Origin of the sequence: Pseudomonas tehranensis, assembly GCF_014268615.1 — a bacterium.
Classification (GTDB): Bacteria; Pseudomonadota; Gammaproteobacteria; order Pseudomonadales; family Pseudomonadaceae; genus Aquipseudomonas; species Aquipseudomonas tehranensis.
In genome coordinates, this window is sequence record NZ_JABWQV010000156.1 from 1 (window position 1) to 11,324 (window position 11,324).

The following is an 11,324-nucleotide window of genomic DNA, read 5'->3' on the forward strand; positions in this document are numbered from 1 at the left end:
CTACCTCGGCATCCATGCCGAGGTGCCCCCTACGCAATGCCTGCGTTCGGCCAGTGTGGTTAACGGGGCGACCAGATCAAGATCCAAAGCAAAGCAAAGCAAAGCAAGAGCGCGACACGTCCAGCATCTATGTAGCTGAGTCACCGCTATCGCGAGCAGGCTCGCTCCCACATTGGATCTAGTCGTACACAAAACATGTGTCCACTGGAGATCAACTGTGGGAGCGAGCCTGCTCGCGATAGGGCCAGCACAGACAACGGAATTCAACCGCCAGGCTCAGACCGAAACGAAGAAGAAACTCAACACCAACCCTACCCCCACGAACCACACCAGCGAACGCAAGATCGCCCAGTCCGCCAGGTAGCAGATGATGTACAGCAGACGACTGGTGATAAACAGCACCGCCAGCACGTTGATGGTCACAAGCTCGGCATTGCCGGCCAGGTGCGCGACGATCACGGCAGCGGCGAAAAACGGGGCGATTTCAAAGCTGTTCAGTTGCGCGGCGTATGCACGCCGGGGGGCTCCTTCGAGCGAGTCCAGAAAATCCCGAGGGTCGTGGTTGTCGCGCAACCGGTATTTACCACCGGCCTTGGCGATCGCAATGCACAGGTAAGGCAGGAGAAAGGCAATCAAAATGCACCACAGGGCAACCGTCATGAAGCAGTTCCTTCTTTGAGTGTTATAGAAATCGAAAATCGGGGTGCTGGTCAGAGTTTCATCACCAGCATGCCAATCAGCACCAGAGCGCAGGCTAAGAGCCGCGGCCGGCCAAAAGGTTCTTTCAGGTAACGCATGCCAAACAGCACCACCAGGATCACGCTGATCTCCCGCAGCGCCGCCGCTTCGGCGATCGAGCCCAGTTGCATGGCCCACAGCACCAAAGCGTAGCTCAACAGTACGCAAAATCCGACCGCCAACCCCAGCCGCCATTGTTCACGCCAGAACAACATGAACGCGGGTCGTTTGCGCACCAGCGCCAGCAACGGAAATGGCCAGGCACTGAGCAGCGTCACCCAGACCAGGTAATCCAGTGGCAGGGGCCAGCGCCGCAGGGCATGGCCGTCGATAAAGGTGTAGCAGCCGATGCACAGGCCGATCAGCGCCACCACCGGCAACATCGACCAGGGCAACCGCTCGCCACCACCGCCCTGCCACAACAGGCAAAGCATGCCGAACGGGATCAGCAAGATGCCGATGATCTGCTGGGTCGTCAGCACTTCCCCGGCGAAGATCAACGTCAAAGCCAGCACCACCAATGGCGACAAACCACGCATCAACGGATAGACCAGCCCCAGGTCACCCACCCGATACGCCTGGATCAACAGATAGCGGTACAACAACTCGAATGCCGCCGACGCCAGGATCCACGGCCAGATCTCCAGCGGTGGCAACGCCACGAAGCCCAGCGCCAGGACCACGAACAGCAACGCGACGCTGTCCATGCACGCCACCACCAGCAAACGCTCGCCACTGAACTTGATCAGCGTATTCCATGCCGCATGCAACAGCGCGGCGACCAATACCAAGGCCGTTGCCAGCACAGCACGCTCCTTAATTGCGTCCAGAGAATTGATTCGCCATCCATCAGCAGCCGTTTATACTGCAAACGACCACGCCGCACTCAGTTGCGCATAAACCAATTCCAATAATTTTTGCTGCTGCCCCGTTTCATCCGAACCGGCGCATCGGCATGCGTATGCCTGATCAGAGCGTCAAGACTACAGACAGAGACCTTGCGCATGCCACTCGCCTTGCTTGCTTTGGCCGTCGCCGCTTTTGGCATCGGCACCACCGAATTCGTCATCATGGGGCTGTTGCCCGATGTCGCCCGTGATCTGGCCGTGAGCATTCCCCAGGCCGGGCTGCTCATTACCGGGTATGCCCTGGGCGTGGTGTTCGGCGCGCCGATCCTGGCCATCGGCACCGCCAACATGCCGCGCAAGGCAACGCTGCTGGGCATGACGCTGATGTTCATCGTCGGCAACGTGCTCTGCGCCCTGGCGCCGAACTACGCCACGCTGATGGCCGCCCGGGTCATCACCGCACTGTGCCACGGGGCATTCTTTGGTATCGGCTCGGTGGTTGCAGCCGGACTGGTGGCGCCGAACAAACGGGCCCAGGCCATTGCAATGATGTTCACAGGGCTGACCCTGGCCAATGTGCTAGGTGTGCCGCTGGGCACGGCGCTGGGGCAGTACGCCGGCTGGCGCTCGACCTTCTGGGCGGTATCGGTCATCGGGATCATTGCCGCCCTTGCCCAATGGGTCTGGCTGCCCCGGGAAATCCCCATGGAGAAGGCCAATCTGGCCAGCGAGTTCAGGGTGCTGGGCAAGGCCAACGTGCTGCTGGCCCTGGGCATGAGCGTACTGGCCTCCACCAGCCTGTTCAGCGTGTTCACCTACATCGCGCCGATCCTGCAGGACATCACGGGTGTCAGCCCCCACGGCATCACGCTCATGCTGCTGCTGTTCGGTGTCGGCCTGACAGCGGGCAGTTTCCTCGGCGGACGGCTGGCGGACCGGCGCCTGCTGCCTTCGCTGGTAGCCATGGCCCTGGCGGTGGTGCTGGTGCTGGCCGCGTTCAGCCAGACCAGCCGGTCGGTGGTTCCAGCGGCTATTACCCTGGTCCTATGGGGTGTGTTCGCCTTTGCACTGTGTCCGATCCTGCAATTGCTGATCATCGACCAGGCCCAAGAAGCGCCGAACCTGGGCTCGACCCTGAACCAGAGCGCGTTCAACCTTGGCAACGCGGCTGGCGCCTGGATTGGCGGCCTGGTGGTGGCCAGCGGCGCCGATCTGGCCGACCTGCCATGGACCGGCGCTCTGGTGAGCGGGCTGACCGTGTTGACGGCACTGTATTTTATTTATCGTCAGCGTCGTCAGGACGCCCTGGTGGGTGCGGCCGACTAGGCTGGCCGGTCTCGCTCCGCACCTGGGCATGACTCAGCAGCGCAAAGATGAAACTGCCACCAATGATATTCCCTGCCAGGGTCGGCGCGGCGAACACCATCCAGAAGTCCTCCCACGACAGCTGGCCGGCGAACACCAGATAGGACACTTCGGCAGAGCCGACGACAATGTGGGTGAAATCGCCAAGCGCCATCAGGTAAGTGATGAGGATGATGATCCACATCTTGGCGCTCTCCATGGAAGGAATCATCCAGACCATGGTGGCGATCATCCAGCCTGAAATGATGCCCTTGGCGAACATCTGGCCGGTGTCGTTTTCCATGACCTTGCGACCGATCTCCAGAAAAGCCATATCGGTGCGCCGGTCGAAAATCGGCAGATGCAGCATCACATAGGCCACCAGCAAGGTTCCGCACAGGTTGCCCACCAGCACCACGCCCCAGAGCCGGAACAGACGGCCGAAGTTACCCAAGGTGGGTTTGCTCATGATGGGCAGCACAGCGGTCAAGGTGTTTTCGGTAAACAGTTGCTGGCGGGCAAGAATCACCGCGAGAAAACCGGCGCAGTAGCCGAAGCTGGCGATCACCTTGAAGGCCTCGCCCTCAGGCAAGCGGGAATTGAGCAGCCCCATCGCCATCAGCGACAGGCCCATGGTCAACCCGGCGGCCAGGGCCGACCACCAAAGCGCGGCGACACTGCGCTCCAGTTCCTGATTGCCCTGGGTACGGATAATTTCATGCAGTACCGCGGCCCGCGGTGGCTGATTGCGGTCGACTTCGTGCTTTTCCTGCGCCGAAAGATCAGGGGTCTTGCCGTCTTTGCGAGTGTCCATGGAGCTCCTGAACCGGTAGCGTGATGTACCTACGACACGCAGCGTGCGGCGCTGTTCAGTAGCGGGCCTTTGTTCACGCAAACTTTGGAATCGCCATCGCGAGCAGGCTCGCTCTTACAAAGGATTGGCGATAGACACCCGCAAGTCCATGTGGGAGCGAGCCTGCTCGCGATTGGAGACACCGCCGAGCTCACGCGCCGGCAATATCGTCCTGGAACTGATCCTTGACGTACTTGATCTCGGTCCGGCCGTGCGGCGCCGGCAGGCCATCTTCCCCAAGATTGACGAAGACCATCTTCTCCACGGTCAGGATGCTTTTACGGGTGATCTTGTTGCGCACTTCGCAGGTCAGGGTGATGGAGGTGCGGCCGAATTCGGTGGCGGTGATGCCCAGTTCGATGATGTCGCCCTGGCGCGAAGCGCTGACGAAGTTGATTTCGGAGATGTATTTGGTCACCACGCGCTGGTTGCCGAGCTGGACAATGGCATAGATCGCCGCTTCTTCGTCGATCCAGCGCAAAAGACTGCCGCCAAACAGCGTGCCGTTGGGGTTGAGGTCTTCGGGCTTGACCCACTTGCGGGTGTGGAAATTCATGTTCACTCCTGAGCGTCTGGCCGATGGATGCCGGCATCATGGCAGACCGGGCAGCGTGGCTCTATGTCGAGGCTCTAATAACGCTCATCGGCAATTTTGATTTGCCGACAGAAACCCTTTGGAAGATCCGATTAGCCCGCTATAATCGCCACCGCTTTACCTCGGTCCACGCTTTGGACCGTTCCCGCCACCTGTCCGAGGGGCGCTGCAGCAGGTTCGACCTGTCAGGCTCGGATGGGGCGTTGTTTGTACGGGGCACCCCGACGGACACTAAACGCACAACGGCGCCCATTCGCATACATTACGAATGGAGGCTCTTCATGAGCGCTGTTATCACGCCTGCAGATTTTACCGATTACAAAGTCGCCGACATGTCCCTGGCCGCCTGGGGTCGTCGCGAAATCATCATCGCCGAATCCGAAATGCCAGCCCTGATGGGTCTGCGTCGTAAATACGCCGGCGAGCAACCGCTCAAGGGCGCGAAGATCCTCGGCTGCATCCACATGACCATTCAGACCGCCGTGCTGATCGAAACCCTGGTTGCCCTGGGTGCCGAAGTACGCTGGTCGTCCTGCAACATCTTCTCGACCCAGGACCAGGCAGCTGCCGCCATTGCCGCTGCCGGTATCCCGGTATTTGCCTGGAAGGGCGAGACCGAAGAGGAATACGAATGGTGCCTGGAGCAGACCATCCTCAAGGATGGCCAGCCATGGGCCACCAACATGATTCTTGACGACGGCGGCGACCTGACCGAACTGCTGCACAAGAAATACCCAGCCGTACTGGACCACGTCCACGGCGTGACCGAAGAGACCACCACCGGCGTACACCGCCTGCTGGACATGCTGGCCAAGGGCGAACTGAAGATCCCGGCCATCAACGTCAACGACTCGGTGACCAAGAGCAAGAACGACAACAAGTACGGCTGCCGTCACAGTCTCAACGACGCCATCAAGCGCGGCACCGACCACCTGTTGTCGGGCAAGCAGGCCTTGGTGATCGGCTACGGTGACGTGGGCAAGGGCTCGGCCCAGTCGCTGCGCCAGGAAGGCATGATCGTCAAGGTGTCCGAAGTCGACCCGATCTGCGCCATGCAGGCCTGCATGGACGGCTTCGAGCTGGTTTCGCCGTTCATCGACGGTAACAACGATGGCACCGAAGCAAGCATCGACAAAGCGCTGCTGGGCAAGATCGACTTGATCGTGACCACCACCGGTAACGTCAATGTCTGCGACGCGAACATGCTCAAGGCCCTGAAAAAGCGCGCTGTGGTCTGCAACATCGGCCACTTCGACAATGAAATCGACACCGCTTTCATGCGCAAGAACTGGGCATGGGAAGAAGTGAAGCCACAGGTCCACAAGGTGCATCGCACCGGCACCGGCAGCTTCGACCCACAGAACGATGACTACCTGATCCTGCTGGCCGAAGGCCGCCTGGTGAACCTGGGCAACGCCACCGGCCACCCAAGCCGCATCATGGACGGCTCGTTTGCCAACCAGGTCCTGGCGCAGATTTTCCTGTTCGGCCAGAAATACGCCGACCTGTCGCCGGCCCAGAAAGCCGAGCGCCTGACCGTGGAAGTGCTGCCCAAGAAACTCGACGAAGAAGTGGCCCTGGAAATGGTCCGCGGTTTCGGCGGCGTGGTCACCAAACTGACCAAGCAACAGGCTGACTACATCGGCGTGACCGTCGAAGGCCCGTTCAAGCCGCACGCTTATCGCTACTGATCGGCGCTGCTTCCTTGGTGGAGCGGACCTGTGGGAGCGAGCCTGCTCGCGATGCAGACACCTTGATCTGACTCTCAGACCGAGGTGATGCCAATCGCGAGCAGGCTCGCTCCCACATGAGTCCACTCCCGCAAGGGCTATGCAAGCCTCACCGGCCTACGAGTTTCCAAGGATATGACCATGTCCCAAGACCGTCGCTACAGCTTCGAGTTCTTCCCGACGAAGACCGATGCTGGGCATGAAAAACTGATCGCCACTGCCCGTCAGTTGGCGAGCTACAACCCCGACTTCTTCTCCTGCACCTACGGTGCTGGCGGTTCGACCCGTGACCGCACGATCAACACCGTGTTGCAGCTCGAAAGCGAAGTCAAAATCCCCGCCGCCCCGCACCTGTCCTGCGTGGGTGACAGCAAAGCCGATCTGCGCAGCCTGTTGAGCCAGTACAAGGCGGCCGGCATCACCCGTATCGTGGCCCTGCGCGGTGACCTGCCCTCGGGTATGGGCATGGCGAGCGGTGAACTGCGCCATGCCAACGACCTGGTTGAATTCATTCGTGAAGAAACCGGTGAGCACTTCCATATCGAAGTGGCAGCCTACCCAGAGATGCACCCCCAGGCACGCAACTTCGAAGACGACCTGCTCAACTTCGTACGCAAAGCCAACGCCGGCGCCAACAGCGCGATCACCCAGTACTTCTTCAACGCCGACAGCTACTTCTACTTTGTCGACCGCGTACGCAAGATGGGGGTCGACATTCCTGTCGTGCCGGGGATCATGCCGATCACCAACTACAGCAAACTCGCGCGTTTTTCCGACGCCTGCGGGGCAGAAATCCCACGCTGGATCCGCAAGCAGCTGGAAGCCTACGGCGACGACACATCCAGCATCCAAAGCTTCGGAGAGCAAGTCATCACACAAATGTGTGAGCGCTTGTTACAAGGCGGGGCGCCGGGGTTGCATTTCTATACCCTGAATCAGGCCGAGCCCAGCCTCGCCGTATGGAATAACCTCAAACTGCCGCGTTAATGTCTTAATTGGGCGGTACAAAGAGGCCTTGGCGAAAACCCAAGGCCTTTTTTCTACCTGAAATATCTGGAGGGATGCAGTAGATGCCTATTGGTCAAAGGTTAACGACCCCACAACTCATTTATCTGGTCTATGGGGCCGAGACCTATCATCAAGAAGCCGTGTTCAGCATTGCCAGCGCCTTGGCCGGACTGCGCGAGAGCCCGGGTGAGGCACTGGACATCCAAGTATTTACCGACAATCCCATGCCCTACGCTGGACTCCCGGTGCGCGTACGCCACCTCGACAACGAAACCCGTCAGACCTGGATCGAGCCGCACGGCTATCACTTTCGCGCAAAGCATGTCGTCATGCAAAAGGTGCTTGAGGAAGTCGAGCTGGCACTGCTGATCGACACCGACACCTTCTTCCACTGCTCTCCTCTGGAGCTGTTCCGGCGCATTCAGCCCGGCACGCTGCTCTGCAACGCGGTAGATCTGAACTATGGCGCCAACAAGGATGCAGTACTTTACGTAGCGCTGGCGCAAGCCCTGCAACGACGGCAACTGGCGGATGACAACATGCCGCTGCTGAACTCAGGCGTGATCGGTCTTCATTGGAGCGACGCATCAGTTCTGGATCGCTCGATAGCCCTGATGGACGAGTTTTATCCCATGGCGAACGGCGCCTACACGCTGGAAGAGTTCTGCCTTTCGGTTGCAGCCTATCGCTCGGTGCACGTGCGCGAATGTCCCGACCTGATTCACCATTACTGGAGCCGCAAACAGCTGTTCCGCGCCAAAACCAAGGCCTGGCTCGACAAACATCATGCCGCGCCCATGTGCCAATTGGCCCTGGATGAAACCCGTCAAGTCACCGCAACGTTACCCCGACCGCCCACATTGCGCCGTCTGGCTTATAAAATGATTACCGTGGCGCTACCCAGCCATAAACGGCAATTCATGCGCGAAATTCTCTACGGCTGCTACCGTCACACCAACCCGTTCGACCAGGCCTGCGCCCCGGTCTGGTGGGAAAAGGCCAGGGAGAACGTTGAAGATCGCCTGAAAGAGCCATTGAAAGACCATGAACTCAAACGATGGCTCAACCACCCACTGATTCGCTGGGTGCTGGGCGAACGCCGCGAAGCCATCTATCGGCATCTAATGCAGGCAAAAGGCAATTAAGCCGCGGGCCAGAGGGCTCTAGCTATTTGATGAGCTCTCGTCGTAACCTCAGGCCATGCCCTTCATCACCCGGTTACTGACCACCTTTGTCCTCCTGTACCTGAGCATGGATGCCCGGGCCGAGAAGTTGCGCATTGTCACCGAGCCCTGGGCGCCTTATGTCTACGAAGAGAACGGCCAGGTCCTGGGACTCGACTACGAAACTACCGCCATTGTGTTCAAGCGCCTGGGCATTGATGTGCAATGGCAACTGCTGCCTTGGAAGCGTTGCCTGGCAATGCTTGAGCAGGGCCTGGCGGACGGTGCGCTGGACATTTTCCACAGCAACGAACGCGACGCCATGCTGCTTTACCCCAGCGAACCGCTGTCGGACGTGGAGTTCGTGATGTTCTACGCCAACGCCCGTCCCCATCCGTTTCGTACCCTTGACGACTTGGGCGGCCTGACCGTGGGCACGTCGCCCGGTTATCTGTACAGCCAGGCCTTCAGAGAATCGCCCCTGTTCAAACGTGAGACGGCACCCACCCATGAAGCCAACTTCGGCAAGTTGCAACTGGGCCGGATTGACCTGCTCATCACCGACCGTCGGGTGGGTCGGCACGTACTCAAGCAAATGCAACTGGGCGACCAGATCACCGAAAACCCCGTGGTTGTGAGCCGTCAAAGCCAATACCTGGCGGTGCGGCGCAACGCCGGGATGGATCTGCTGGTGCAGCGCTTCAGCGCCGAGCTCAAGCGTTTCAAGCGCGAACCGGCCTATGCCGAGCTGATCGCCCGCTATGGCGCCGTTCCGTCTGCCAGGACCGAACCGTCCAGCCCGGTGCAGCGTTGAAATAAACCGTTGAGCAGCAGGAAAGCGGCGCGCGGCGTTTGCTCTGTTATACTCCGGCCTTCCCGCCAGGCTCACGCCCGGACGCCCGGTCTTGCAAAAGGCATCCCGACACCGCTACAGCGCAGCTTCCAGCCCGCGCGAGCCCTGCCCGGACCTGCCTTCCAGACTCGGCAGGACCGGACGGGATGACGTCTTTTTGTTGAACGTCATTCGCGCCCGGCAAGACTATCCCATTGGGCCAGGCCCTCACTAAAACAGGATTACTCATGTCCTTTGCTTCCCTCGGTCTCTCCGAGGCTTTAGTCCGCGCCATCGAGGCTGCCGGCTACACCCAGCCTACCCCGGTGCAACAGCGGGCCATCCCCGCCGTGTTGCAAGGTCGCGATCTGATGGTTGCGGCGCAGACAGGCACTGGTAAAACCGGTGGTTTTGCCCTCCCGATTCTGGAGCGGCTTTTCCCCAACGGTCATCCAGACAAATCCCAGCGTCACGGCCCGCGCCAACCGCGCGTCCTGGTCCTGACCCCAACCCGCGAACTGGCGGCCCAGGTACACGAGAGCTTCAAGATCTATGCTCGCGACCTGAAATTCGTCAGTGCCTGCATTTTCGGCGGCGTTGGCATGAACCCTCAGGTCCAGGCCATGGCCCGTGGCGTCGACGTGTTGGTGGCCTGTCCGGGTCGTTTGCTCGACCTGGCCGGCCAGGGCAGCGTCGATCTGTCCCACGTGGAAATCCTCGTGCTGGACGAAGCCGACCGCATGCTCGACATGGGCTTCGTCCATGACGTGAAGAAAGTGCTGGCCCGCCTGCCCGCCAAGCGTCAGAACCTGCTGTTCTCGGCGACGTTCTCCAAGGACATCACCGACCTGGCCGGCAAGCTGCTGCACAACCCGGAACGCATTGAAGTCACACCGCCAAACACCACGGTCGAGCGCATCGAACAACGTGTGTTTCGCCTGGCGGCCAGCCACAAGCGTGCCCTGTTGGCGCACCTGATTACCGCCGGCGCCTGGGAACAGGTCCTGGTGTTCACCCGCACCAAGCACGGCGCCAACCGCTTGGCCGAGTACCTGGACAAGCACGGCCTGCCGGCCGTGGCGATCCACGGTAACAAGAGCCAGAACGCCCGCACCAAGGCCCTGGCTGACTTCAAGGCCGGTGAAGTGCGCATTCTGGTTGCTACCGACATCGCCGCCCGCGGCCTGGACATCGACCAGTTGCCCCACGTGGTCAACTTCGAGTTGCCGAACGTCGATGAAGACTACGTACACCGTATCGGCCGTACTGGCCGGGCCGGCCGTTCGGGCGAAGCGATCTCGCTGGTCGCGCCGGACGAAGAGAAACTGCTCAAAAGCATCGAGCGCATGACCAAGCAGAAAATCGCCGATGGCGACCTGATGGGCTTCGATGCCAGTACCATCGAGGCCGAGAAGCCTGAAGTGCGTGAACGTCCGGACGTGCGCAACCCACGCAATGCCCGTGGCCCTCGCGGTGACGGTCCAAATGGCGGCGGTGGTGGCGGCGGCGGCCGTAAAGACAAAGGCAAGGACAAGGGCAAGGAAAAATCGGCCAGCACCAGTCGCGGCGAACGCCCGGCCCGCGAGCACAAGCCTCGCGAAGGTACCCCGGCCCGTGAACAGCAGCGCCCGGCACCACGTGCCGCTGCCGATCGCGCACCGGACGAATTCCTGGACGACGATATCGATAACTTCGGCAACCGCGTCGATTACGTGCCGCAGCAAAAACCAGCCCAGGGTCGCGGACGTCGTCCGGGCGCTCCGGCACAGGGTGCGGGCGCAGGTGCTCCCCGCGGCCAGTCCCAGGGGCGTCAGAACGGCCCGCGCAACAGCAACGGCTCGTCCACCGGCACCCCACCGGCCAAGCGAAGCGGCCCGCGCAACGGCGCGCCTCGTGACGGTCAGGCCCGCCGCGAAGACTCCCGCCCTCGCCGCCCGGCGCGTGACGATCAGCCTCGTCAGGAACCCGCCGTGCAAGCCCCTCGTGGCAACCAGCCGAAGATCATGCACAAGGAATCGAAGGTCGATCGATTCCCGACGCCTGAACAGCTGGACCAACTGCCAAGCCGTCCACGGGGCGAGAAGCCGGCACTGCTGACCCGCAATCGCTGAGTTTCTCCAGGCCATAAAAATGCCCCTGATCTCGCGATCAGGGGCATTTTTATGTGAGTGACGCCGACCTCGCTCTGTGGGAGCGAGCCTGCTCGCGATTGC

General features: G+C 60.7%; 10 protein-coding genes and 1 riboswitch. Of the genes, 6 read left to right on the top strand and 4 right to left on the bottom strand.

Features of this window, described 5'->3' with window-relative positions; translation table 11 throughout:
* Positions 1 to 276 precede the first annotated feature (276 nt).
* Entirely contained in the window at positions 277 to 660 is a 384-nt protein-coding gene (locus HU811_RS19135; RefSeq protein ID WP_092401573.1) for an MAPEG family protein, read from the bottom strand.
* Positions 661 to 710: 50 nt separating this feature from the next.
* Entirely contained in the window at positions 711 to 1,544 is an 834-nt protein-coding gene (locus HU811_RS19140; RefSeq protein ID WP_092401570.1) for an EamA family transporter, read from the bottom strand.
* Between the two features lie 198 nt (positions 1,545 to 1,742).
* On the opposite strand from HU811_RS19140, the gene HU811_RS19145 reads away from it, so the two are divergent.
* Positions 1,743 to 2,912 (top strand): MFS transporter, encoded by a 1,170-nt coding sequence (locus HU811_RS19145; RefSeq protein WP_186657507.1) that lies wholly within the window; start codon positions 1,743 to 1,745, stop codon positions 2,910 to 2,912.
* Here the strand turns inward: HU811_RS19145 and HU811_RS19150 are convergent.
* Together HU811_RS19150 and HU811_RS19155 are read right to left on the bottom strand one after the other, a co-directional pair.
* On the bottom strand, positions 2,863 to 3,744 hold the full coding sequence (locus HU811_RS19150) for a formate/nitrite transporter family protein (protein WP_092401564.1): 882 nt from the start codon (positions 3,742 to 3,744) through the stop codon (positions 2,863 to 2,865). The genes HU811_RS19145 and HU811_RS19150 overlap by 50 nt on opposite strands.
* Before the next feature lie 190 nt (positions 3,745 to 3,934).
* Positions 3,935 to 4,339, bottom strand: a complete 405-nt coding sequence (locus tag HU811_RS19155; RefSeq protein ID WP_092401561.1) for an acyl-CoA thioesterase — start codon at positions 4,337 to 4,339, stop codon at positions 3,935 to 3,937.
* Positions 4,340 to 4,530: 191 nt separating this feature from the next.
* Positions 4,531 to 4,636, top strand: a riboswitch (S-adenosyl-L-homocysteine riboswitch).
* Positions 4,637 to 4,659: 23 nt separating this feature from the next.
* Between HU811_RS19155 and ahcY the strand changes: the two genes are divergently transcribed.
* From ahcY to rhlE2, 5 genes are all read left to right on the top strand, one after another.
* The gene (gene ahcY, locus HU811_RS19160) at positions 4,660 to 6,069 is read left to right on the top strand and encodes an adenosylhomocysteinase (protein ID WP_092401558.1); all 1,410 of its coding nucleotides are present in this window, start codon (positions 4,660 to 4,662) and stop codon (positions 6,067 to 6,069) included.
* A 180-nt stretch (positions 6,070 to 6,249) separates the two neighbouring features.
* Positions 6,250 to 7,095, top strand: a complete 846-nt coding sequence (metF, locus tag HU811_RS19165; RefSeq protein ID WP_047230426.1) for a methylenetetrahydrofolate reductase [NAD(P)H] — start codon at positions 6,250 to 6,252, stop codon at positions 7,093 to 7,095.
* Between the two features lie 83 nt (positions 7,096 to 7,178).
* Entirely contained in the window at positions 7,179 to 8,261 is a 1,083-nt protein-coding gene (locus tag HU811_RS19170) for a hypothetical protein (RefSeq protein WP_092401555.1), read from the top strand.
* Positions 8,262 to 8,316: 55 nt separating this feature from the next.
* Positions 8,317 to 9,093 (top strand): substrate-binding periplasmic protein, encoded by a 777-nt coding sequence (locus HU811_RS19175; RefSeq protein WP_092401552.1) that lies wholly within the window; start codon positions 8,317 to 8,319, stop codon positions 9,091 to 9,093.
* Positions 9,094 to 9,359: 266 nt separating this feature from the next.
* Complete coding sequence (gene rhlE2 / locus HU811_RS19180; RefSeq protein ID WP_092401549.1) at positions 9,360 to 11,222, top strand: RNA helicase RhlE2; 1,863 nt, start codon at positions 9,360 to 9,362, stop codon at positions 11,220 to 11,222.
* The last annotated feature ends 102 nt before the right edge of the window (positions 11,223 to 11,324 follow it).

Bases quoted from the DNA above. Each gene is read 5' to 3' on its own strand.
- HU811_RS19135 (WP_092401573.1), bottom strand. From the start codon at position 660: ATGACGGTTGCCCTGTGGTGCATTTTGATTGCCTTTCTCCTGCCTTAC.
- HU811_RS19145 (WP_186657507.1), top strand. From the start codon at position 1,743: ATGCCACTCGCCTTGCTTGCTTTGGCCGTCGCCGCTTTTGGCATCGGC.
- HU811_RS19150 (WP_092401564.1), bottom strand. From the start codon at position 3,744: ATGGACACTCGCAAAGACGGCAAGACCCCTGATCTTTCGGCGCAGGAA.
- HU811_RS19155 (WP_092401561.1), bottom strand. From the start codon at position 4,339: ATGAATTTCCACACCCGCAAGTGGGTCAAGCCCGAAGACCTCAACCCC.
- ahcY (WP_092401558.1), top strand. From the start codon at position 4,660: ATGAGCGCTGTTATCACGCCTGCAGATTTTACCGATTACAAAGTCGCC.
- metF (WP_047230426.1), top strand. From the start codon at position 6,250: ATGTCCCAAGACCGTCGCTACAGCTTCGAGTTCTTCCCGACGAAGACC.
- HU811_RS19170 (WP_092401555.1), top strand. From the start codon at position 7,179: ATGCCTATTGGTCAAAGGTTAACGACCCCACAACTCATTTATCTGGTC.
- HU811_RS19175 (WP_092401552.1), top strand. From the start codon at position 8,317: ATGCCCTTCATCACCCGGTTACTGACCACCTTTGTCCTCCTGTACCTG.
- rhlE2 (WP_092401549.1), top strand. From the start codon at position 9,360: ATGTCCTTTGCTTCCCTCGGTCTCTCCGAGGCTTTAGTCCGCGCCATC.